The sequence below is a fragment of the Streptomyces sp. NPDC090032 genome, from assembly GCF_044748025.1.
Classification (GTDB): Bacteria; Actinomycetota; Actinomycetes; order Streptomycetales; family Streptomycetaceae; genus Streptomyces.
On the sequence record NZ_JBIVFF010000007.1, the window covers coordinates 480,056 to 503,269 of the forward strand.

20 protein-coding genes and 1 pseudogene are annotated in these 23,214 nt (G+C 70.2%); 10 read left to right on the forward strand and 11 right to left on the reverse strand.

The window, feature by feature from the left end:
- Window positions 1–2: 2 nt before the first annotated feature.
- From ACIPWY_RS20410 to ureA, 8 genes are all read right to left on the reverse strand, one after another.
- Entirely contained in the window at window positions 3–800 is a 798-nt protein-coding gene (locus ACIPWY_RS20410; RefSeq protein WP_401534202.1) for an ABC transporter ATP-binding protein, read from the reverse strand.
- Window positions 793–1,791 carry an ABC transporter ATP-binding protein gene (locus ACIPWY_RS20415; RefSeq protein ID WP_393701005.1) on the reverse strand — a complete coding sequence of 333 codons (999 nt, stop codon included), beginning with the start codon at window positions 1,789–1,791 and terminating at the stop codon, window positions 793–795. Before ACIPWY_RS20415 ends, ACIPWY_RS20410 begins: the two co-directional genes overlap by 8 nt.
- Window positions 1,788–2,642, reverse strand: coding sequence for an ABC transporter permease (locus ACIPWY_RS20420; RefSeq protein ID WP_362903179.1), 855 nt, complete (start codon window positions 2,640–2,642; stop codon window positions 1,788–1,790). Before ACIPWY_RS20420 ends, ACIPWY_RS20415 begins: the two co-directional genes overlap by 4 nt.
- A complete protein-coding gene (locus tag ACIPWY_RS20425; protein ID WP_393701007.1) occupies window positions 2,639–3,598 on the reverse strand; it encodes an ABC transporter permease in 960 nt (319 codons plus the stop codon). The genes ACIPWY_RS20420 and ACIPWY_RS20425 overlap by 4 nt, the downstream gene beginning before the upstream one ends.
- Window positions 3,595–4,995 carry an ABC transporter substrate-binding protein gene (locus ACIPWY_RS20430; protein ID WP_401534205.1) on the reverse strand — a complete coding sequence of 467 codons (1,401 nt, stop codon included), beginning with the start codon at window positions 4,993–4,995 and terminating at the stop codon, window positions 3,595–3,597. The genes ACIPWY_RS20425 and ACIPWY_RS20430 overlap by 4 nt, the downstream gene beginning before the upstream one ends.
- A gap of 302 nt (window positions 4,996–5,297) precedes the next feature.
- Window positions 5,298–6,308 carry an agmatine deiminase family protein gene (locus ACIPWY_RS20435; protein ID WP_362903185.1) on the reverse strand — a complete coding sequence of 337 codons (1,011 nt, stop codon included), beginning with the start codon at window positions 6,306–6,308 and terminating at the stop codon, window positions 5,298–5,300.
- 166 nt (window positions 6,309–6,474) lie between these two features.
- Window positions 6,475–8,184, reverse strand: a complete 1,710-nt coding sequence (locus tag ACIPWY_RS20440) for an urease subunit alpha (RefSeq protein ID WP_393701012.1) — start codon at window positions 8,182–8,184, stop codon at window positions 6,475–6,477.
- The gene (ureA, locus tag ACIPWY_RS20445) at window positions 8,181–8,894 is read right to left on the reverse strand and encodes an urease subunit gamma (protein WP_401534208.1); all 714 of its coding nucleotides are present in this window, start codon (window positions 8,892–8,894) and stop codon (window positions 8,181–8,183) included. The genes ACIPWY_RS20440 and ureA overlap by 4 nt, the downstream gene beginning before the upstream one ends.
- A gap of 350 nt (window positions 8,895–9,244) precedes the next feature.
- On the opposite strand from ureA, the gene ACIPWY_RS20450 reads away from it, so the two are divergent.
- The 9 genes and pseudogenes from ACIPWY_RS20450 to ACIPWY_RS20490 all read left to right on the forward strand — a co-directional run bounded on the left by ACIPWY_RS20450 (window position 9,245) and on the right by ACIPWY_RS20490 (window position 16,683).
- Complete coding sequence (locus ACIPWY_RS20450) at window positions 9,245–9,385, forward strand: hypothetical protein (RefSeq protein ID WP_401534210.1); 141 nt, start codon at window positions 9,245–9,247, stop codon at window positions 9,383–9,385.
- Window positions 9,386–9,796: 411 nt separating this feature from the next.
- Window positions 9,797–10,354, forward strand: a complete 558-nt coding sequence (locus tag ACIPWY_RS20455; protein WP_362903386.1) for a TetR/AcrR family transcriptional regulator — start codon at window positions 9,797–9,799, stop codon at window positions 10,352–10,354.
- Window positions 10,355–10,446: 92 nt separating this feature from the next.
- Entirely contained in the window at window positions 10,447–11,019 is a 573-nt protein-coding gene (locus ACIPWY_RS20460) for a TetR/AcrR family transcriptional regulator (RefSeq protein ID WP_362903192.1), read from the forward strand.
- Window positions 11,020–11,320: 301 nt separating this feature from the next.
- Window positions 11,321–11,452 (forward strand): annotated as a pseudogene (locus ACIPWY_RS20465) (agmatine deiminase family protein); the annotation flags it as partial.
- Window positions 11,453–11,655: 203 nt separating this feature from the next.
- Window positions 11,656–12,801, forward strand: a complete 1,146-nt coding sequence (locus ACIPWY_RS20470; RefSeq protein WP_401534212.1) for an agmatine/peptidylarginine deiminase — start codon at window positions 11,656–11,658, stop codon at window positions 12,799–12,801.
- Window positions 12,802–12,966: 165 nt separating this feature from the next.
- A complete protein-coding gene (locus ACIPWY_RS20475) occupies window positions 12,967–13,083 on the forward strand; it encodes a putative leader peptide (protein ID WP_362903196.1) in 117 nt (38 codons plus the stop codon).
- A gap of 79 nt (window positions 13,084–13,162) precedes the next feature.
- Window positions 13,163–14,404, forward strand: coding sequence for an LLM class flavin-dependent oxidoreductase (locus ACIPWY_RS20480; RefSeq protein WP_401534214.1), 1,242 nt, complete (start codon window positions 13,163–13,165; stop codon window positions 14,402–14,404).
- Between the two features lie 19 nt (window positions 14,405–14,423).
- A complete protein-coding gene (locus ACIPWY_RS20485; protein ID WP_362903198.1) occupies window positions 14,424–15,797 on the forward strand; it encodes an NtaA/DmoA family FMN-dependent monooxygenase in 1,374 nt (457 codons plus the stop codon).
- 94 nt (window positions 15,798–15,891) lie between these two features.
- Window positions 15,892–16,683 (forward strand): inositol monophosphatase family protein, encoded by a 792-nt coding sequence (locus tag ACIPWY_RS20490; RefSeq protein ID WP_401534349.1) that lies wholly within the window; start codon window positions 15,892–15,894, stop codon window positions 16,681–16,683.
- A 139-nt stretch (window positions 16,684–16,822) separates the two neighbouring features.
- Here the strand turns inward: ACIPWY_RS20490 and ACIPWY_RS20495 are convergent, their stop codons facing one another.
- Window positions 16,823–19,075, reverse strand: coding sequence for an MMPL family transporter (locus ACIPWY_RS20495; protein WP_401534217.1), 2,253 nt, complete (start codon window positions 19,073–19,075; stop codon window positions 16,823–16,825).
- A gap of 308 nt (window positions 19,076–19,383) precedes the next feature.
- Window positions 19,384–20,007, reverse strand: a complete 624-nt coding sequence (locus ACIPWY_RS20500) for a GNAT family N-acetyltransferase (RefSeq protein ID WP_401534219.1) — start codon at window positions 20,005–20,007, stop codon at window positions 19,384–19,386.
- 210 nt (window positions 20,008–20,217) lie between these two features.
- Here ACIPWY_RS20500 and ACIPWY_RS20505 point away from each other — a divergent pair, with 210 nt between their 5' ends.
- The gene (locus ACIPWY_RS20505) at window positions 20,218–20,652 is read left to right on the forward strand and encodes a DUF6299 family protein (RefSeq protein WP_401534221.1); all 435 of its coding nucleotides are present in this window, start codon (window positions 20,218–20,220) and stop codon (window positions 20,650–20,652) included.
- Window positions 20,653–20,797: 145 nt separating this feature from the next.
- On the opposite strand, the gene helR is transcribed toward ACIPWY_RS20505, so the two are convergent.
- Window positions 20,798–22,981, reverse strand: coding sequence for an RNA polymerase recycling motor ATPase HelR (gene helR, locus ACIPWY_RS20510; protein WP_401534351.1), 2,184 nt, complete (start codon window positions 22,979–22,981; stop codon window positions 20,798–20,800).
- Between the last annotated feature and the right edge of the window lie 233 nt (window positions 22,982–23,214).

Here is a 23,214-nt window from a genome sequence, read left to right on the forward strand (position 1 = left end):
GGCTACAGCGCGCGGCGGGCCAGGGCGATCGCCTTCGGGTTCCATCCGGGCCGCGGGATCGACTCCAACAACAGCTGTGTGTACGAATGTTGGGGAGCATCGAGGACTTGCGAGGTGGGTCCCGACTCGACGATCCGGCCCTGGCGCATGACGATCACGTCATCCGTGACGCAGCGCACCACGCCGAGGTCGTGTGTGATGAACAGGTAGGCGATGCCGGTCTGTTCGCGGATGTCGCCGAGCAGGTTGAGGATCTGTGCCTGCACCGACACGTCCAGGGCGGCGACGGCCTCGTCGAGTACGAGTACGGCCGGTTCGACCGCGAGTGCCCGCGCGATGGCGACCCGCTGGCGCTGGCCGCCGGAGAGCTGCCGGGGCAGGGCGCCGGCCGCCCGGCTGCCGAGCCCGACCTGGTCGAGGAGTTCGTCGAGACGCCGTGAGTGGTCCCCGTCGGGGAAGTGGAGGCGCAGCGTCTCCCGCAGCGCCGCGTCGACGGTGATTCTCGGATCGAGCGAGAGGAACGGGTCCTGGAACACCATCTGGACCTCCCGGGCCCGCGCCAGGCGGGCCGCCCGGCCCCGCGCCCGTGCCGTTCGCGGAACGCCGCGCACCAGGACCTCGCCCGCGTCGGCCCGCTCCAGGCCCACGACGATCCGGGCCGTGGTCGTCTTGCCCGAGCCGGACTCGCCGACGATGCCGAGTGATCCGCCCACGCCAAGCGTGAACGAGACGTCGTCCGCCGCCTGGACGCTGCGGTAGGAGCGGCTCACTCGGGTGACCTGGAGGACGGTCTCACTCATGGCCGGACTTCCCTTCGAGCCGTTCACTGTGGTGGCAGGCGACCCGATGCCGCAGCGGCCCGTCCTTGTCCCCGACCGGCCGGTCCGCGGGCACCTCGTTCCGGCAGATGTCGGTTGCGTACGCGCACCGCGGTGCGAAGGGGCAACCCGTCAACTCCCGTCGCAGGTCCGGAGGTTGGCCGTCGATCGCGGCCAGGCGGCCCTGTGGTGCGTCGAGGCGGGGGGTGGCCGCGAGGAGAGCGGCCGTGTACGGGTGCCTCGGCCGGTCGAACAGGGCCTCGGCGGGGCCGGTCTCGGCGATCCGCCCCGCGTACATCACGCAGACCCGGTCGCTGATGGTCGCGGCGAGCCCCAGGTCGTGGGTGACGAAGAGCAGGCCCGTGCCGAACTGTGCGCGCAGGTCACCGAGGAGGGCGACGACCTCGGCCTGGGTGGTGACGTCGAGCGCCGTGGTGGCCTCGTCGGCGAGGAGGAGCGCCGGGGCACCCATCAACGCGGCCGCGATCATGACGCGCTGGAGCATGCCGCCGGACAACTGGCCCGGATGGCGGCGCAGGGCGTCGGGGGAGAGACCGACGGCGGCGAGCATCTCCGCGGCGCGCCGGTCGGCGTCCTCGGCGCGCATCTTGGAGTTGAGGCGCAGGCTCTCGGTGAGGAAGTCGCCGATCCGGCGCAGCGGGTTGATGGCGGCGCGGGGGTCCTGGAAGATCATGGCGGCTGTGCCGGTGCGCAGTTCGCGCAGGCGTGGGGGCGTCATCGTGAGGACGTCGTCGCCCGAGACCCGTACGGTCCCCTCGGCGGTGGCCCCTGGTGGCAGCAGGCCCAGGATGGTGCGTGCGGTGAGGGACTTGCCGGAGCCGGACTCGCCGACCAGGGCGACCGTCTCCCCGGCGGCGACGCTGAGGTCCACGCCGTCGAGGACCGGTCGGGCGGTGTCCGGGAGCCGGAGCCGCAGACCCCGTATGTCGAGCACGGTCGGGATGTCGTTCATCGGCCCCTCCTGGCGACCTGGTCGGCCCAGCGCTCGCCGACCACGTTGAACGCGACGACGGTCAGCACGATCGCGGCACACGGCAGGAACGCCGACAGGGGATAGCCCCGCTGGATGGCGGTCTGGCCGTCGAAGACCATCCGGCCCCAGTCGGGCGTCAGCGCGGGTACGCCGAGTCCGAGGAAGGACAGACCCGCCAGATCGATCAGGGCGTAGCCGAAGTTGATGGCGGACTGGGCGAGGACGACGGGCGCGATGTTGGGCAGGACGTGCCGCAGACAGACCTGGAACCCGGAGTGTCCCTGCACCGAACAGGCGCTGACGTACGGGCGTTCGCGCTCGGCCAGCGCCAGCGAGCGGGTCAGTCGGCTGACATACGGGAGGTAGGCGACGGCGAGCGCGACGACGGGGGCGAAGAGGCCCTCGCCGTACACGGAGACGATCAGGATCGCCAGGAGCATTCCGGGGAACGCGAAGACCAGTTCGGTGCCGCGCGACAGCATGGAGTCGAGCCAGCCGCCCCGCCAGGCGGCGGCGATCCCGATGGCGACGCCGGCGACGGTCGAGAAGGCGACCACGCCGAGCGGGCCGAGCAGGGAGGTCCGCGCGCCGATGACCAGGCGGGAGAGCGTGTCGCGGCCGGAGGCGTCGACGCCGAAGGGGTGGGCGGTGGACGTGCCTGCCAGCGCGTTGCCGAGGTCGGCCGCGTTGGGGTCGGCCGGGGCCAGCCAAGGGGCGAGCAGGGCCGTCAGGACGACCACGCAGACGAAGCCGAGGCAGAGGAGGTGGAGGAGGGGGCGGTTGGTGCGGAGCCGGGCGAGGCCGGGGCGGCGCGCAACGGCGACACTCATGCGGCGGACCTCCCCGGGCCGAGGGAGATACGCGGGTCGACGAGGGGGTGGACGAGGTCGACGACGAGGTTGACCGCCATGAACAGCCCGACCATGGTCAGCGAGATGGCCTGCACGGTGGGGAAGTCCTTGGTGGTGATGGACAGTTCGAGGAGCTGTCCGATGCCGCCGACACCGAACGCGGACTCCACCAGGACGGTGCACACCAAAAGGGTGGAGACGATCAGCCCGCCGGTGGTGAGCACGGTGCCGAGCGCGTTACGGAACACATGCCGGCTGATGACGTGACGTTTCGGGACGCCCCGGCTGAGGGCCACGGTGACGTGCTCCTGGCCGAGGACGTCGAGCATGGCACTGCGTGTGACGCGGGCCAGCATGCCGATCAGGTACAGCGACAGGGCCACGGCCGGGAGAGTCAGATGCCAGAGCAGCTGTCCGAACCCTTCGCCGGTCCCACCGGCGGGAAACCAGTGTAGCCGCACCGCGAACACGCCCTGGAGGACGACCGCGGCGACGAAGGACGGAGTGCCGACGGCGAGGGTGGTGGTGACCAGGATCGTGGCATCGGCCGCGCCGCCCCGGACCGCGCCGATCCGGCCGAGGGCGAGGCCGACTACCACGACGAGGACCAGAGCCATCGTGACCAGGAGCAGGGTACTGGGAAGCCGGTCGGCCAGGAGCCGGGACACGTCGGTGCGGTAGGTGATCGAGCGGCCGAAGTCGCCGTGCAGCAACTGGCCGAGCCAGCTGAAGTACCGCACGGCGAACGGGTCGTCGAGGTGGTACTGCTCGTTTACTGCCCGCAGCGCGTCCGGCGAGGCGGACCGCCCCGACAGGAGGAAGCTCGCCGGGCTGCCGGGCGCCAGATACATCGCGCCGAAGATGACGAACGAGGCGCCGAGCAGGGTGGCGGCCATCTCGGCCAGCCTTCGAACGGTGAATTTCACGAAGTTCATCGCGCGGCCCCGACGCCGGCGGCCCAGGGGGAGTAGAGGTAGGAGATGGTGGTGGGGGCGCCGGTGATCCGCTTGTTGAGGAACAGGGCGGTGGGCCACTCGGCGACCGGGATCCACAGCACCTGACCGGCCGCCTTCCGCTGGAGTTCGGCCTCCGTCTTCAGGCGCTCGACCGGGTCGTAGGTGGCGCGGGCCCGGTCGACCAGTCGGTCGTAGGAGCGGTCGCTGTAGCCGGCGAAGTTCTGGTAGGCGCCCGTCCGGAAGTTGCCGAGCAGGTCCAGCGGATCGGTGATCGAGTCGTAGTACGTCTCGGGGAACATGTCGATTCCCTTGCGCGCCTGCGGGTCCGTGAACAGCGCGGTGAAGGCGTTGGGAGCGACGGTCTTCAGTTTGATGTCGAGCCCGATCTCACTGCCGGCCGCCTGGACGGCGGTGGCGAGCAGGGACACGTCCTGACCGATCGAGCTGGTGGCGACGGTGAGCGTCCTGCCGGTGGCCCCGGCTTCCTTGATGAGCTTCCTGGCCTTGCTGAGGTCCGGCTCGGCGGACGGGAGTTCGTCGAAGGCGGCCTGGCGTACCGACTGCGGGGCGGCTGCCCAAGCGGCTTTGGTGGTAAGGGAGTTGGTGACGGTTCCCGCGCCGCTCAGGCCCGTCTTGAGGAACCCCCGGCGGTCCAGGGCCAGTGACAGCGCGCGCCGGACCCGGACATCGCCGAGCGGTCCGCGCATGTTGGTGACATTGACGTTGACGGTGCTGAGCCCCTCGCCGAAGTAGAGGGTCCCGACGCCGCTGGAGCGCAGTGCGCCGTAGCTCTCGGTGGGGATGAGGTATCCGCCGTCCACCTCGCCGCTGAGCATGGCCTTGGTCCGCGCGGAGGAGTCACTGAGGAAGCGGAACACCGCTCTCGCGGACTTGGCCTTCGTTCCCCAGTAGCGGCCGAAGCGGCGCAGCTCGATCGACTGCCCCTTGTCCCACTTGCCCAGCTCGTACGGTCCCGAGCAGGCGAGTCCACCGGACGTGCCGTAGTCCCGGCCCGCGGCCCTGACCCCGGACCGGCTCGCCACCACTCCGGCGGCGGTCGCCATGTACTGGGGGAACTGCGAGTCGGGCCGCTTCAGTTTGACCGTGACCTGGAGCGGGCCGGTCTTGTCGAGCGAGGCGACGTTCTCGAAGACCTGCGCCCACGCCGCCCCGTTGTGCGGGTTCATCTGCCGGCCGAGGCTGAACAGGACGTCGTCGGCGGTCAGGACGCGCCCGTCGTGGAAGCGCACGCCGCCGCGCAGGTCGTACACCCAGGTAAGCGGGTCGGGATGGGACGCCTTCCTGGCCAGGCCCGGCGCCAGTTTCAGGTCGGGCGTCCACCGCATCAGGCTCTCGCACACGTTGGAGAGGATCATGTTCTGCGGGTAGTCGAACGCTGAGATGTAGTCGAGCGTCGAGGGCTCCGCGTACAGCGCCCACGTGAACGAGTCGATCCGGCCCTTCGCCCGTGGCGTGCTCGCGGACAGCCGGAAGTCGGTCCCCGCGCCCGAGGCGCCCGTGCCCGGCGGTCCCGCACACGCGGGGACGAGGAGGACGGCGGACAGAACAGCGGCCAGCAGGGCGGGACGGCGGGCCCCGCGTCTTCCCGCCGGGGTGGTGTGGTGTGCATCGGCGCGGTTCCTCTCCGTACGTACGTCGCCGAGGGGTGAGGAACTGCTCAGGCGCGCGGGCGCGCGACGGGGACCTGCTGGGTGATGCAGTGGACACCGCCGCCGCCGTGGGCGATCACGCGCGCGGCTACGCCGACGACCTTGCGGCCGGGACAGGCCTGCGCGATGACCTCCAGGGCCTGCGCGTCCTGAGGCAGCCCGGCCACCGGGACGACCACGCCGCCGTTGGCCACATAGAAGTTGAGGTAACCGACCTCGACGGGCTCGCCCGCCACCTCGACGAACGCGCTCTGCGGCAGATCGACGATCTCGAGCGTCCGGCCCATGGCATCGGGCGTGGCCTCAAGGACCGCCCGGTTGGCTCGCATGCGCGCGTAGTCGGGGTGCTCGGGATCATCGGGGAGCTGTACGACGACCTTGCCGGGGGCGACGAACGCACAGACGCCGTCGACGTGACCGTCGGTCTCGGTGTCCAGGAGCCCGCCGTACGGCAGCCAGATGACCTTGGTGACGCCGAGCCGGGCCTTCAACTCCGCCTCGATCTCCGCCCTGGTCAGGCCAGGGTTGCGGTTGGGGTGGAGCAGGCACTGCTCGGTGGTGATCAGCGTGCCGTCGCCGTCCACGGTGATCGACCCGCCCTCCAGGATCATCTCGGAACGGTCCGCAGGGACACCGAGCCGTTCGAGCAGCAGCGCACTGATCCGGTCGTCGGTGTCGTACGGGTGGTGCTTGCCGCCCCAGGCGTTGAAGCGGAAGTCGACGCCGGCTCGCCGCCCGTCGGGGCCGAGCACGAACAGCGGCGCGGAGTCGCGGAACCACGAGTCGTCCGTGGGCAGTTCGATCACCTCGACGTCCTCACCGCACAGGTCGCGGGCCTCGGCTCCGTGGCCGGGCGGCGCGACCATGGTCACGGGCTCGAACCCGGCGATGGCGCGGGCCACATCGGCGTACTCACCCTTGACCGCCTTCAGGACGTTCCCCCACAGGTCGGGGCGGGTCGGCCAGGCCATCAGGCAGCGCTCGTGCTCGGCCCACTCGGCGGGCATACGGAAGGTCATCGGGGTTCTCCTTCTCCGGGTTCGTCCGGGGCGGTCGGTCTGTGCATCAGGGGGTCGATCAGCCTGTGGTTCCGGTTCAGGTCGGATCAGTGACTGAAAATTCAGTCAGGCCGCTGGGTCGAAGGATCTCGATGGTTCGGCCTCGGCACTCGTGAAGTCTGGTGTGTTACAGGAAGTACAGGCGGTTGAGCGGTACTTCGGACGCCGGCTCCGAGCGGATCGGAGCCCCGTCCAGAGTGACGAGGCCACTGTCGGCGTCCACCTGGACCTCACCCAGGCGGGCGTTGTTCACCATGTCGGCCGGGCCGATCCCGCGGGTGCCGCGCACGGCCACCCGCCGGCGCCGGGTCGCCAGCGCGTCGTAGGGCCGGCCGAAGGAGCCGGACTCGGCCGCGGCCCGGCTGACGAACGCCACCGACAGATCCGCCGCGGTCGCCCCATGCGCCCCGAACAGCGGGCCGAGGACGAGCGGTTCGCAGCGGTCGTCGGCGGCGTTGGGGTCTCCGGTCACCCCGTACGCGGGGAAGCCCGCCTTGAGGACCATCTGCGGCTTGGCGCCGAACGAGTCGGGCCACCACAGCACGATGTCCGCGAGCTTCCCGCTCTCGATCGAGCCGACCTCGTGGGACAGACCGTGGGCGATCGCCGGATTGATGGTCAGCTTGGCGATGTAGCGCAGCACGCGCGCGTTGTCGTCGTCATGTCCGTCGCCGTCCATCGGCCCGAGTTCGGCCTTCATCTTCCCGGCCACGGCGAAGGTGCGGCGCACGGTCTCCCCGGCCCTGCCCATGCCCTGGGCGTCGGACGAGGTGATGCCGATGACCCCGAGGTCGTGCAGCACGTCCTCGGCTCCCATGGTTCCCGCGCGGATGCGGTCCCGCGCCATGGCGGCGTCGCCCGGGAGATCAGGTTGCAGGGCATGCGCGCTGAAGATCATCCCGTAGTGCTCGGCGACGGCGTCCCTGCCGAAGGGGAGGGTCGGATTGGTCGAGGAACCGATGACGTTGCGTACGCCCGCCATCTTCAGCACGTTGGGCACATGCCCGCCGCCGCAGCCTTCGATGTGGAAGGCGTGGATGGTGCGGCCGTCGAGGACGCTGAGGGTGTCCTCGACGGAGAGGCACTCGTTCAGGCCGTCGGTGTGCAGGGCGACCTGGACGTCATGTTCCTGGGCGACGCGCAGCGCGGTGTCGAGCGCCCTGGTGTGCGCGCCCAGGTCCTCGTGCACCTTGAAGCCGCAGGCGCCGCCCTCGGCGAGTGCCTCCACCAGGGGCGCCGGGTCGGAGGACGAACCCCGCCCCAGGAAGCCGATGTTGACCGGCCAGGCGTCGAAGGCGTTGAACGCGTGCCGCAGCGCCCAGGGCGAGTTGACCCCGACACCCCAACTGGGCCCGATCTCCTGCCCGATGATCGTCGTCACACCCGAGGCGAGCGACGCCTCCATGATGCGCGGCGACAGCAGGTGCACGTGAGTGTCGACGGCACCCGCTGTGGCGATCATGCCCTCTCCGGAGACGATCGTCGTCCCGGTGCCGACCACGACGTCCACGTCGGCCAGGGTGTCCGGGTTGCCCGCGCGGCCGACGGAGGCGATGCGCCCCTCCCGAATGCCGATCGAGGTCTTGCGGATGCCCTGTGCCGCGTCGATCACGAGCACGTTGCTGATGACGACGTCGCAGGTCGCACGGACAGCGGCGGCCTTGAGGTGCAGTCCGTCGCGGGCCGTCTTGCCGAACCCGGCCAGGAACTCGTCCCCCGGGGCCTGCGAGTCGGATTCGACGCGTACGACGAGCCCGGTGTCGCCGAGGCGGACGCGGTCGCCGGCGCGCGGGCCGTGCACGGCGGCGTACTCCTGCGGATCGATGGTGGTGCTCACGCCGAAGCCTCCTGATCGTCGTCCGGCCTGGCGCCGAGGTAGCCGCAGGCCGCCGCGCGGCGCAGCGCGTCGCGGCGCACACCCGGCGCGTCCACTGGCCCGTCGACCAGACCGGCGAACCCGATCACGACGCGGTCGCCGCCGATGGGAAGGAGCCCCACCTCGCTTTCCGACCCCGGCGCGAACCGGGTGGACGCACCGGCCGGCACGGCCAGGCGCATCCCGTAGGCGGCGGACCGGTCGAAGTCCAGGCGGGGGTTGGCTTCGAAGAAGTGGAAGTGCGAGGTGACGCTGATCGGAACGGAGGCGGTGTTGCGGACGCTGATCGTCCGGACCGGAGCCGACTGCCCGGACGGCGCCTCCGCCGCGGGCAGGACCGCGCCCGGCGCCCGCGCTCCCAGGCTGCCGCCCCCGAACGGATCGCTGACCACGGCCAGCCGGGTCCCGTCGTCGAAGACCGCCTCGACGTGGATCTCGGTGACCACGTCGGGCACACCGGGCAGGACGTCATCGGGCCCGAGGGCCTTGCGTGCGACGGCGACGGCCTCCGCGAGCCGGGCGCCGTCGCGGGCGGCCTCGCACACCGTGTCGGCGATCAGCGCGGTCGCCTCGGGCACGTTGAGGCGGAGACCGCGGGCGCGGCGGGCGCGGGCCAGTTCGGCGGCGCCGAACAGCAGCAGCCGGTCGCGCTCCGTCGGGGTCAGCCGCATACCGGCGGCTCCCTGAACCCGCCCCGGGTGGGCGCGTGGGTGGTGGCGTCGTCGAGGTGCATGGTGGTGAGTCGCTCTCTGTGTGCTCTCTGCGGTGGTGCTCTCTGCGGTGGTGCTCTCTGTGGTGGCTCAGCAGGTGCTGACCCGAAGATGTCACTGACTGAAAAGTCAGTCAAGACGGGTGACGTGACTTCCGTGGTGTGACTTCTACGAGCGTTCGCCGGGCGGGGTGCCTTCCCCCGTGGAGTCCGGCGGCCGTGGGTCAGGGGGTCTTCCGGTAGCAGCGGAGCGAGACCGTCACGGACACGGATTCGCTCGCCGTCGGGGCGTCGAGGAGATGCACGATCGCTATGTCCTTGCCGCTCGCGCCGCTGCGGATGCAGAACGGACGCCAGCCCTCCAGGTCGTCGAACTTCAGCGTGGTCAGCGGCTCGCTGTGGATTCCCTCCTCGCAGCCGCCGGGGGGCAGGGTGTCGTCGTACGCGATGTAGGCGTCGCTGTCGTCGGGGAAGTCGAATTCGGCGCCACCGCCTTGAGGGCCACCGGCCGGCCTCCGGGAGCCAAGGCCAGGTAGACATGCCCATGCCGCCCGAGTCGAGCCGGGCGTACAGCCGGTAGCCGTTCATCTCTTGCGGATCGCCCGGGGACCAGGGTCTCGAAGGGGGCTGGCGCGGCGCGCCGGTCGGAGGCATGCGGTGGCCCTCTCGGGGGTGTCGGGAAGGGGGCTGCGCGCGGCACGCGCGAGACGAGGCGAGACGAGTGAGGGGAGTGCACATTGACGAATGGCCGCTCCGGAATGCACTGCATGGTGCCCGTGACTGAAGTTTCAGTCAATATGATGGGAGGTTCGACCGGTGGAAGCGGTTAGGGTAGGAATCGTGGGCGACCGTAGAACAGCGATCATGGAGGCAGCCGCGCGGGTCATCGCCCGCCGCGGAGTGCGCGGGCTGCGGGTGGAGGAGCTGGCCGTCGAGGCCGGGGTGTCCACCGCACTCATCTACTACCACTTCAAGGACCGCGCCGGGATCCTGCGCCGGACCCTGGAGTTCATCAATGACCGCGCCGAGCGCTACACCACGGAGCGTGACGCGGACGCAGAGCCCCTGACCCCGCGTCAGGAGCTGGAGCGCACCCTCCTGCTGGAACTCCAGGACGAGCCGGTCGTACGCGAGAACAGCACCGCATGGGGCGAGCTGCGCGCCAGTGCCATCTTCGACCCCGATCTGCGGGAAGACCTGGCCAGGGCGACGCTGGTCTGGGTTCAGGAGATCTCCGAACTGCTCGGCCAGGTAAGGCCGATGGCCACCGTCACCGCCCTCGCGACCTCGGCCGAGCGGCTGACGCTTCTGGTGGAGGGCATCAGCATGCGCTGGCTCAGCGGCATCCTCCCGCTCGAGCACGCCCGCGAGTTGATGCTCGACGCCATCGACGCCGAACTGGGGCGGCTGGAGCGCCGGTAGTTGGTGCTCGCCCCGGTGGCGCCCGCTTCGGTGCTGTCCGCTCCGGTGGTGTGCGCCGCGCCCCGCCGTGACCTGCTGGTTACAGTACGGACGTGAGTACGCGACGCGCCAAACTGCTGGAAGCCGCCTGCCGTGTGATCGCCCTGCGGGGAGTGAGAGGACTGCGGGTCGAGGAGGTCGCCGCCGAGGCGGGGGTGTCCAAGACCCTGATCTACTACCACTTCCGCGACCGGTCGGGCCTGGTCACGAGCGCCCTGGAGTATGTCAACGACCGTGCCGAAGGGTATTCGGGTGTCTCCGACGGTGATGGCCTCCCCATCCGTGAGCTGCTGCTCCGGATGCTGGTCGGGGAGTTCCAGGACGAGCGGGCCGTACGCGAGAACTCCGCGGTGTGGGGCGAGGTGCGGGCGGCGGCCACCTTCGACGAGGTGCTGCGGCCGGTCCTGGCGACGCTGACGGAACGCTGGCTCGTCGAGCTGGCCGAGGTGATCGAGGACGGTCAGGACGAGGGGGGCATCCCCGCCTCGGTGGACTCGCGCGCTGCCGCGGTTCGGCTGACTTCGCTGGTGGAGGGGCTGAGCGGGCGCTGGCTCGCCGGCCTGCTCACCACCGCCGAGGCCAGGGCGCATGTGGCCGCCGCGCTGGAGCGCGAGCTCCTTCCTTGATGCGCGGCCCTGATCCCCAGGGCTGAGACCCGGCGGTTTCCTGAAGGCGTTGCTGAACGTACAGAACTAGGCGCGGCTCTTTGACTGAAAATCCAGTCAGTGTCACAATGGGGGCATGGTGACACCGAGCCGCCCGGCTCGCTCACTGCCCGGGTCGCGTCATGCGCCCCGGGGGGTACAGGGGAGTACAGGTGAGTGCGACAGTCGCGTAGGGGCCGCAGGCCGTCGGCTTCCGTAGCGGCGTGCGTGACGGTGAACGCCGTAGAGGCCTCTGGCTCGACCCTGGTGAGTCAACTTCCATGTCGTCAACGGCGCAGTCATCACCGCGCAGTTCGGAGGCCGGACGAAGGGCGGCGCCGCCCGCGAGGCTCTCTCCGACGTGTTCCCCGGGCGCGAGGTGATCCAGCTCGACGTCGACCGCCTCATGGGCTGAGGCGGCGGCATCCACTGCTCCACCATGCACGAACCCGTCCCGTAGCCCCCACACGCACGCGGATGCCTGAAGACGCATCCAGATGCCCGAAATGGCAACCTTCGTCGGATATTTCCTCTCCCCAGGGCCCCACGATTCAGGATCCAGCGATCCTGGAGGGGCCCGTCAGCCGAATTCCGGAGTTCTCAGTGCCTCATCCCCCCATGTCCCGTCGCAGCGCCCTGCGTTCCTTCGCCGGCATCGGCGCGCTCGCCCTAGGAGCCGCGGCCTGCGGTCCCGGTGACGAGCTGGCTTCCTCCGCGTCCTCGTCCTCCGCGGCGGGGGTGAAGGCGTCGGGCCGCAGGTTCGGCGCGGAGTGGGACAGCCACACCCGTACGTTCATGTCCTGGCCCGCGTTGGAATCGGTGTGGTTCGAGGATCTGCCCGCCGTGCGCGACGACATCGCGCGCGTGGCGCGGGCCGTGGCGGAGTACGAGGCGGTGGTGCTCATGGCGCGGCCGGAACAGGCCGACGCCGCCCAGCGGGCCTGCGGCTCCCAGGTCGAGGTCATCCCCCTCGAAGTGGACGACCTGTGGGCGCGCGACATCGTCCCGGTGTTCGTCGAGGAGCCGGACGGCCGCCTGCTGGGAGTCGACTTCAACTTCAACGGCTGGGGCAACAAGCAGGTGCACCGCAACGACGCGCAGGTCGGCCGTCTCCTGCCGGCGAAGTACGACATCGCGCGCTCGAAAGCTCCGCTCGTCGCCGAGGGCGGATCCTTCGAGACGGACGGTGAGGGCACCCTGCTGCTCACAGAGAGCTCGGTCGTCAACAAGAACCGCAACCCCGGGAAGAGCCGCGACCGGATCGAGGCCGAACTCAAGAGCGCTCTGGGTGTCGAGAAGGTGCTCTGGCTGGCCGGGGTGCGTGGCCAGGACATCACCGACGCCCACGTCGACAGCCTCGTCAGGTTCACCGCGCCGGGGGTCGTCCTCGTGGACCAGGCGTTCCCCGGCAGCCCGCCGGACGTCTGGTCGCGCTCGGCGGACCAGGCCAGGTCGGTCCTCAAGGAAGCGACGGACGCCCGCGGCAAGCGACTCGAAGTGATCGACCTGCCTCAGCCGGACCTTGACAAGATCACCGGCCGCGGTGACGACTTCGTCTCGACGTACGCGAACTTCTACGTCGCCAATGGTGCCGTGTTCATGCCGCGCTTCGGCGACTCCCGGGCCGACGATCGTGCGAAGGGGATCCTCCAGGACCACTTCCCGACGCGCGACATCGTGCCCGTGAAGATCGACACGATCGCGGGTGGCGGCGGCGGAATCCACTGCTCGACCCACGACCAGCCGGGCAAGCCGGCCGCGTAACCGCACCTCGCGTACGTTTCCATGGACGGCCTCGGTTGAAGGCGCCCGTTGTTCACCGAGGGGTTCTGTGCAAGTTCGGGGTCGGAAGCGGGAACAGACAGCGGTGGCGGGCCGTTCTTGCTGACAATGCAGTTGTGCACCGGCGATGAGGGGGAGGGGGCGTTGATGGCCCAGGTGTCCTGCCTGCGGGTCTTGGTCCTCGCCCCGTACCGCCCCGTGCACCTGTACACCCGGGCCCATATCGACCTCCAGCGCGTGGCCGGCGCGCTCTGTTGTTCCTGACCGATTCTTCGCCGTCGCACCCTCTGTCTCTGTCAGAGGGGCGCCCATCTCGTACGGTCGATCAGGAAGGCACCCTTTCGTGTCCTCGTCTTCTGCGCTGCCCTCTTCCCCCCTTTCGTCCTCCCCGCTGCACCTCGCCGTGGCGCTCGACGGCGCCGGCTGGCACCCGGCCGCCTGGCGCGAGCAAGTGTCCCGGCCCCGGGAGCTGTTCACCGCCCGCTACTGGGCCGACCTCGTCCAGGAGGCCGAGCGTGGGCTGCTCGACTTCGTGACGATCGAGGACGGACTCGGGCCCCAGTCCTCGCACTTCACGGAGCCCGACGCCCGCACCGACCAGGTCCGCGGGCGCCTCGACGCCGTGCTCACAGCCGCCCGCGTCGCCCCGGTGACCCGGCACATAGGCCTCGTGCCGACCGTGGTGGCCACCCACACGGAGCCGTTCCACATATCCAAGGCGATCGCCACGCTCGACTATGTGAGCTCGGGCCGCGCGGGGCTGCGCGTACAGGTGTCGGCACGCCGGAACGAGGCCGCGCACTTCGGACGCCGTACGTTCCCCGCCCTGCGCGTCGAGGACCTGGACAGCCCGGAGACGAAGGAGCTGACGGGCGACCTCTTCGACGAAGCCGCCGACTACATCGAAGTGGTGCGCCGGCTGTGGGACAGCTGGGAGGACGACGCGGAGATCCGCGACGTCGCCACCGGCCGCTTCATCGACCGCGACAAGCTGCACTACATCGACTTCGAGGGCAGGCACTTCAGCGTCAAGGGCCCCTCGATCACGCCCCGTCCGCCCCAAGGCCAGCCGGTCGTCAGCGCCCTGGCCCACCGGAGCGTGCCCTTCCAACTCGTGGCACGTTCCACCGACATCGGCTACGTGACCCCGCACGACGCGGACCAGGCGCGTGCCGTCGTCGACGAGATCCGCGCCGAACAGGCCGCGGCCGGACGGGCGGACGAGCCCCTCCACGTCTTCGGCGACCTGGTGGTCTTCCTGGACGACGACCCGGCCGCCGCGGCGGCACGGCGCGAACGCCTCGACGGCCTGGCGGGCTACACGTACACGAGCGACGCCCGGATCTTCACCGGCAGCCCGTCTCAACTGGCTGATCTGTTGCAGGAGTTGCAGCAGGCTGGTCTCACCGGCTTCCGGCTGCGCCCCGCCGTCGCAGGCCACGACCTGCCCGCGATCACCCAGGGACTCGTCCCCGAGCTGCAGCGGCGCGGAGCGTTCCGGAGCGCGTACGAGGCCGACACCCTGCGCGGACTCCTCGGACTCGCCCGCCCCGCCAACCGCTACGCCGCTACCGCCACCGTCTGAGCCGGAGGGACCACAGACCATGTCTCGCAAGCAGATCCACCTCGCGGCCCACTTCCCGGGCGTCAACAACACCACCGTATGGAGCGACCCCAAGGCGGGCAGCCACGTCGAGTTCAGCTCGTTCGCGCACTTCGCGCAGACCGCCGAGCGGGCCAAGTTCGACTTCCTGTTCCTGGCGGAAGGGCTGCGGCTTAGGGAACAGGGCGGAGAAATCTACGACTTGGACGTCGTGGGGCGGCCCGACACCTTCACGATCCTCACCGCCCTCGCCGCCGTCACCGAGCGCCTCGGACTGACCGGCACCATCAACTCCACCTTCAACGAGCCCTACGAGGTGGCCCGCCAGTTCGCCAGCCTCGACCACCTCTCGGACGGGCGTGCCGCGTGGAACGTCGTCACCTCCTGGGACGCGTTCACCGGCGAGAACTTCCGGCGCGGGGGGTTCCTGCCGAAGGACGAGCGGTACTCGCGGGCCGAGGAGTTCCTGACCACCGCGAGCGAGCTGTTCGACTCGTGGCACGGCGACGAGATCGTCGCCGATCAGGCGAGCGGCACCTTCCTGCGCGACGCCCAGGCCGGAGCCTTCGTCCACCAGGGACAGCACTTCGACATCAGCGGGCAGTTCAACGTCCCGCGCAGCCCTCAGGGGCGCCCCGTGATCTTCCAGGCAGGTGACTCCGACGAGGGGCGCGAGTTCGCCGCGTCGAGCGCCGACGCGATCTTCAGCCGGTACAGCACGTTCAAGGAGGGACAGGCGTTCTACACGGACGTCAAGGGCCGCCTCGCCCGCCACGGCCGTGCGCACGACCAGCTCCTGATCCTGCCGGCGGCGACGTTCGTACTCGGCGAGAGCGACGCCGAAGCGGCGGAACTGGCCCACGAGGTACGCCGTCAGCAGGTCAGCGGCGCCACCGCGATCAAGCACCTGGAGTTCGTCTGGAACCGTGACCTGTCCGGCTACGACCCGGACGGCCCGCTCCCGGACATCGACCCCGACCTCGGCGAGCACACCGTCGCACGCGGCCGCGCCCAGGTCCGCATGTACCGCGACCCGCTGGCCACCGCCCGTGAGTGGCGCGAGCGGGCAGCCGCCAACAAGTGGTCGATCCGCGATCTCGTCATCGAGACCGGCAACCGCCAGTCGTTCGTCGGCTCCCCGGCCACGGTCGCACAGACCATCGACGACTTCGTCCAGGCGGACGCGGCCGACGGTTTCATCCTCGTCCCGCACATCACCCCTGGTGGCCTCGACGTCTTCGCCGACACCGTCGTCCCGCTGCTCCAGGAGCGCGGGGTGTACCGCACGGAGTACGAGGGCACCACACTGCGCGACCACCTCGGTCTGAGTGAACCGGCCGCCGTGGAAGCGCGGAGCCGGCGAGTGGCGTCGTAACGACCCGTCCGCAACGCGATGTGCACTTGGGTCAGACCCGGCGGTGAGCTTTCTGCCGCCGGGTCCGGCACCGCCGCCAGATACTCTGCACCGCGTGATCAACTCATTTGCGAGTTCTGACGATTCTGCGGTCGCGATAGCCGCGGCGAGTGCCGGCGCCGACGTGGTGCGCAGCCTGTACGGGCGACGCCTCACCCGCATCGACAAGGGCGCGGGGGACTTTGCTACCGCCGCCGATGTGGAGGCCGAGAAGGCCATTGTCGACATCCTTCGCGCCGCCCGCCCGGGCGACGCGGTGGTCGGCGAGGAAGGCGGGCAGCAGGGCACTGCCAATGCCGCGCGCCAATGGTTGGTGGACCCGTTGTGCGGCACGCTGAACTACGCCGTCGGCAGCATGCTCGTTGCCGTCAACGTGGCGCTGGGCGACGGTGCGGCGGCGGTGGCCGACCCGTTCAGCGGCGAGGTGTTCTTCACTGACGGGACGAGGGCGTGGGTGCGGCGCGACGGGGTGGACGAGCCGCTGGCTCCGACGTCCGCCACCTCGCTGGTGGACGTCAACCTGGACCCGCCGTTCATCGGCCGGCCTGGCTTCCGGGCCGTCGACCTGCTGGCCCACCCCGCGTTCGTCGAGCGGTTCAGGCCGCGGGTCGTGTCGACGACGCTGGCGCTGGCCTGGGTCGCGGCCGGCAAGCGCGCCGCGTACATCACCGATGGCGGTGACCTCAGCGGGAGTGTGCATTTCGCCGCCGGCATCGCACTGTGCCGGGCCGCCGGCTGCGTGGTCACCGGGATCGACGGCGCTCCAACTGGTCCTGAGGGCCGCGGACTTGTGGTGGCCGCCGACGCCGAGACCCACCGGCAGTTGATGTCGATGATCCGCGGCTGAAGGTGAAGGTCATACGTCGACCGCCGTCTTCGTAAGGGCGGTCGTGATGACGAGGCAAGCCCGCCGCCCCGGTGACCGTGATCACCGGGGCGGCGGGCTTGTGGCGGGGAAGGGTCCCGGACCGGGCGGGACCGCGGGATCAGCCGCGTACGGGCTCCAGTTCCCGCTCCTGCTCGTCCTTGCCCTCGGCCGCCGGCGACGACGGCGCGAGGGTCTTGTGCAGCTTCTCGCCCTCGACGTCCACGTTCGGAAGGACCTTGTCGAGCCAGCGTGGCAGCCACCAGGCCGACTTGCCGAGCAGCGCGAGGACCGCGGGGACGATGGCCATGCGGACGACGAAGGCATCGAAGAACACCGCGATGGCGAGCCCGAAGCCCATCATCTTGATCATGTCGTTGTTCTCCATGATGAACCCGGAGAAGACACTGATCATGATGATCGCGGCCGCGCCGACGACCCGGCCGCCGTGCTTGAAGCCGGTGACGACCGCCTCCGCGGGGCGGGCCCCATGGACGTACGCCTCGCGCATCCGCGTCACGAGGAACACCTCGTAGTCCATCGCCAGGCCGAACACCACGCCGATCATGAAGATCGGCATCATCGACATGATGGGGCCCGGCTGGTCGACGCCGACGATGTCCGCGAGCCAGCCCCACTGGAACACGGCGACGACTGCGCCGAGCGCCGCGGCGACCGACAGCAGGAAGCCCAGGGCCGCCTTCAGTGGGACGAGAACCGAGCGGAAGACCAGCATCAGGAGCAGGAAGGCCAGTCCGACGACGAGCCCCAGGTAGGGCAGGAGAGCGTCGTTGAGGGTCTGGGAGAAGTCGATCGTCATCGCCGTCTGCCCGGTGACCAGGACATCGGACTTGGTATCCGCCTCCAGGCCGCTCGTGGTCGAACGGATCGTCTTGACGAGTTCCTCGGTCTTGTGGTCGCTCGGTCCGGTGCTCGGGACGACCGTGATGATCGCCGTGTCACCGGCCGGGTTGACCGAGGCAGGGGTGACCGCGGCAACGCCGTCGACCTTGGCGAGGGACGTGCTCACCGTCTTGGCGGCGGCAGCAGCGTCCTTGGCTCCGCCCGTGTCGACGGTGACCATCAGCGGGCCGTTGAAGCCCGCCCCGAACGACTCGGACAGCATGTCGTACGCCTTGCGCTGCGTGGTGTCCGGCGCCGACGTCCCCTCGTCGGGCAGCCCGAGCTCCAGGCTCGTCGCCGGGACGGCGACCGCGCCCAGACCGAGGACACCGATCAGCAGCACGGTGACGGGGCGGCGCAGCACGAGGCGCGCCCAGCGGGTGCCGAGGTTGGGCTTGGCGCCCTCGGCATCCCCGGCACGGTGCGCGGCGGCCGGCTTCGCGAGGTTCTTACGGTCCTTGCGGCGCAGGGCACGCTTGCCCGCGAAACCGAGCAGCGCGGGGATCATGGTGAGCGCGATGAGCACGGCGATGGCCACGGTGGCCGCGGCGGCGAGGCCCATCTTGGTGAGCATGGGGATGTGGACGACCGACAGACCCGCGAGGGCCACGATGACGGTCAGTCCGGCGAAGACCACGGCGGAGCCCGCGGTGCCGGTGGCCCGGCCCGCCGCTTCTTCTGGTTCCCGGCCCTCGGCGATCTCGGCGCGGTAGCGGGAGACGATGAAGAGGGCGTAGTCGATCCCGACCGCGAGCCCGATCATCATGGCCAGCGTCGAGGTCGTGCCCGAGAGGTTGAGGACGCTGCCCAGGGCGGCGATGCCGGAGACACCGATTCCGACGCCGATGATGGCGGTCAGCAGCGGAAGGCCGGCGGCGATCAGCGAGCCGAAGGTGATGACGAGGACGACAGCGGAGACGGCGATGCCGATGAGTTCGGCCGAGCCGCCCATCTCCTGCTCGGCCTGGACGGCGTCACCGCCCGTCTCGACGGTGAAGCCCTCGGCGCGCGTCTTGTCGGTGGCGTCGGTCAGCGCGTCGTGCGTCTTGTCCGTGAGCTCCGTCGAGATCACCTTGTAGGTGACGGACGCGTACGCGGTGGTGCCGTCCTTGCTGACGGCGTTCGCCTTGTACGGGTCGGCCACGCCGGCGACCTGCGAGCCCTTGCCGAGCGCGGCGACGAGCTGCTTGACCTCGGCCTTCGCGGCGGGGTCGGTTATCTTCTCGCCCTCCGGCGCCCGGATGACGACACGGGCGGTCGCGCCCTCCGCACTGGCGGCGGGGAAGCGCTCGTCGAGCAGGTCGAAGGCCTTCTGGGAGTCCGTCCCCGGCATGGAGAACGAGTCGGCGGGCGGTGCCGGCGCGGCCGAAGACGCGTATCCGATGCCGCCCAGGAGCAGCACCCACAGGAGTGCCACATAGCGGCGCCGCCTGAAAGAGAGGCGCCCTAGTTTGTAAAGGAAGGTAGCCACGGCGAAAGAGACTCCCGTCGGGTGGAGGCGGAGGCAGGGGCGACCGCCCGGCGGTGCCATGGCACGTCAGGGAAGTCAGCAGGATTTCTCTCTCTATCGTCGCCGCATTCCGGAGCCCGGATGTCAGCCTCCGGGCCGGACTCCGGCCCACGCCTGCGGTAGTCGGACGCGGTGGCCGGTCATCCCCCGGTATGACCGCAGAACCCCTTTTGTAGAGCCATGGGTGCAGGCCGGGGGTGGAGGCGGAGACCTGAGGACGAGTCCGCCTCCGCTGCCGGGGCCGTGACCGGCTCCGGTGATTGCGCAGGTCAGGTGGTCAGCGGTGGTTCGTGCCCGGGGAGGGGAAGGATCATGTCCAGTGATGGGGTGCCGTGCGGTCCGGCGAAGGGACCGACGTGCTGGAACCCGTTCTTCTCGTAGAAGCGCAGCGCCTGCGCGTTGTCGGCGAGGACGCCGCCCCACAGGATGATCCGCGTCCTGCCGAGCAGTCGTACGGCCTCCGTGACGAACGGGAAGACCAGCGAGCCCGCCCCGCTGCCCTGGTACGCATCGGCCAGGGTCGGGCCGAAGCGGCAGTCGGTCCGCTCGGTGAGTTGGATCCCGGCGGCCAGGTAGCGCGCGATGTCCGAGGTGGTGAGCGCGAGGCTCAGCTCGAACAGGCCTACGATCCGCTCCGAGGACTCGTCCTCGAGTACCAGCCGCAGCTTGTCGTAGCGCGCGATCGCGGCACACAGGTCCCGGGCCGCCGCGAGGTCGTATCCGTCGAAGGTGCTCAGCCGCCTCGACTGCGCGGAAAGCCCCGCGAGGAAGTCCGCGAGGCGCTCCGCGTCGGCGTGGACGAGAGGGCGCAGGACAGCCGGCGAAGCGTCGCGCAGGCGCAGGCCGCGCGTCAGGATCAGCGGGTCCTCGGCGATGTCGGTGAGCGTGAGCATGGAGGCATTCTGCTGTCGAGGGGGGAGTCTCCTCCCAGGATTTCTTCTCCCAGAAGGAGACTCTCCTCTTTGTGGGCGTGCGCGGTCATGCCGGCGGCCGTCCGGGGCAGTGACCCCGACATCCGGGTGACTGTGAGTGAGTTCCGTACGCGTGATCAGCACAATGCGGTGCGACGGCTTCACCGCCGACCAGCCCCCACGGAGGAATTCATGCGCCTTCCCGCACTGGCCCTGGCCGCCCTGACCGCAGTCGTCGTGCTCAGCCCGAGCGCGTCGGCAGACTCCTTCAGCGGAAGCATTTCCGCACATGAGCAGGCCCGTATCGCACCGGGCGGAACCCTTACCCTTTCCGGCACCTACCGCTGCGACGCCTCGTCACCCGCTCGCGCGGTGTTCGTCTCCAGCAGCCTGGTCCAGGCCGACAAGCGGCTCGGCTTCGGCGGCACCGAGGCCCGGTGCGACGGGCAGGAACACGCGTGGAGCAGCAGCGGGCCGGTGGACGCTCTGATGGACCTCGGCTTCCACGAAGGCCAGGCTGCCGTCGACGCGCACCTGATGACACTGGAGACCGACGGCGGACTGCCGATGCCGCGCGCCCTGGCGGGTCAGGAGGAGCCGGTCCGTCTGGTCGACGACCGCACCTGAGAGACGCATCCCGAAGAGACCCGTACCGATACGACACGACCGTGTGCCCGGGTCCGCCACGTACGCGGCGGACCCGGGCACACCCGTCACCCTTCGGCGGCAACCCCCACCGACACCGGCCGACGATCCCGCCGGCCTCCCCAGGTCAGGAACTCGTCAGGATGACGAGCTGCTGCGTCGCCCGGGTCATGGCCACATAGCGGTCGACCGCTCCTTCGATGCCGGCGCCGAACTCCTCCGGGTCGACGAGGACGACCAGGTCGAATTCGAGGCCCTTCGACAGCTCCGGGCTCAGGGACCGGACGCGCGACGTGGCCCGGAACGTGGGGTCGCCGATGACGCAGGCGATCCCCTCGTCGTGCGCGGCGAGCCACGTGTCGAGGACCGAGTCCAGGTCCGTGACCGGTCCGCGGACTACGGGGATGCCGCTCCTGCGGACGGACGTCGGCACGTTCGCGTCGGGAAGCTCGGCCCGGATGACGGGCTCCGCCTCCGTCATGACCTCTTCCGGAGTGCGGTAGTTGATGCTCAGGGAGGCCAGCTTGACCCGGTCCAGACCGGCCGCCTCCAGGCGTTCCTCCCACGACTGTGTGAACCCGTGCCTCGCCTGGGCACGGTCCCCGACGATGGTGAAGCTCCGCGACGGGCAGCGAAGGAGCAGCATCTGCCACTCCGCGTCGGTCAGCTCCTGCGCCTCGTCCACGACGATGTGCGCGAACGGGCCCGCGAGCCGGTCCGGGTCGGCGGTGGGCAGCGCGCTCTCGTCGATCAGACTGTCCTGGAGGTCCTTCCCGCGCAGCATCCGCACCGCGCCCTCACTGTCGTCACCGGCCGAATTGAAGTCGGCGGCCGAGATGATGTCGTCGATGACGAGGGCCATACGCTCGCGCTCGGCGGCGACCGCGGCGTCGTGCTGCCGCTTGCGCCGCGCCGCCTCCGGGTCGCCCAGGCGCTGCCGTGCCGCATCGAGGAGCGGCAGGTCGGACACCGTCCAGGCCTGGGGTGCGTCCTTGCGCTGCAGCTTCGCCACCTCGTCGCGGCCGAGCCAGGGGGCACACATGCGCAGGTAGGCGGGGACCGTCCACAGGTCGGAGACGAGGTCGGTGGCCTCCAGCAGCGGCCATGCGCTGTGGAGAGCCGCGACCAGATCCCTGTCCTGCCGCAGAGACCGCAGAAACAGGTCGGGCGAGACGCCGTCCTCGTCCTCGTCCATGGCCAGCTTGTCCATGAGGATCGTGGCCAGTTCCTCCCAGACCTGCTCGCGCGCCTCGTTGTGCGAAGCGCCCGGGCCCGGCGCATTGAACGCCTCGGCCCAGTCGTCGGCACTCACCCAGATGTCCGACCAGGCCGTCGTGGCGGTCATGCCCTTGGCGGGCGGCTCCTCGTAGAACCTGACGGCCTTCTCGATCGCCCGCACCATGTCCGCGGACGACTTCAGTCGGGCCACGTCCGCATCGGTCTCCGCGTTCGCCGTGGCGCCCTCGGCGACGAGGTCCTGCAGGATGCAGGTCTGTACGCCGTCCTCTCCGAGGCTGGGCAGCACATCGGCCACGTAGTCCAGGTAGGGCCGGTGCGGACCGACGAACAGCACACCGCCCCGACGGTGGCTGAGGCGCGGGTCGGAGTAGAGGAGGTACGCGGAGCGGTGCAGGGCGACGACGGTCTTGCCCGTGCCGGGGCCGCCGTCGACGACGAGGGCGCCGCGGGACCCCGCCCGGATGATGGCGTCCTGGTCGGCCTGAATGGTGCCGAGGACGTCACGCATACGGGCCGAACGATTGCTGCCCAGGCTGGCGATGAACGCGGACTGGTCGTCGAGTGCCGCGCGCTGTTCCAGGCCGTCGGCGGTGAACACCTCGTCCCAGTAGTCGCTGATCCGGCCGTTGGTCCAGCGGTACCGGCGGCGGCTCGTCAGGCCCATCGGGTTGGCGTGGGTCGCAGCGAAGAACGGCTCGGCGGCCGGGGAACGCCAGTCGACGAGCAGCCGTCGGCCCTCACTGTCGGTGAGGCCGAGCCGCCCGATGTACAGGGGATCCGCGTCGTCCGCGCCGACGACACGGCCCAGGCACAGGTCCAGGCCGAAACGTCGCAGGGCGCGCAGGCGGCCGGTCAGCCGGTGGATCTCCGAGTCCCGGTCCATCGCCTCCCGGCCGATGCCACCGGGGGCCCTGCGCAAGGTGTCGAGACGGTCGGAGAGCTCGGTGATCGTCTGGTCGAGGCTCATCGCGATGGCCGCGAAGTGCTCCTCGTCCCGAGTGATCAGCGTCGGATCGGCCTTGGCGGAGAGACGCTCGGGAAGGCCGAACGAACTGGTGGTCGTGGAGGTCAATGTCATCAGCTCCGATCCGAGGTCAGGCCTGCGAGGTCCGACTGTGCGCAGACGCGCATGACGGCGCCGAGCGCCGACACCGGCGCGACGCCACCGCACGACCCATGAACCGACAACAGCACATGCACTTCGTTGGTCTCCCACTTCCGCAGCTTCGGGCTTCGGCCAGCGATTGTGCGGCATGACGGGGGCCTTGCCGCAAGGCCCCCACTGCGCTATAAGTTGAGAGTGGC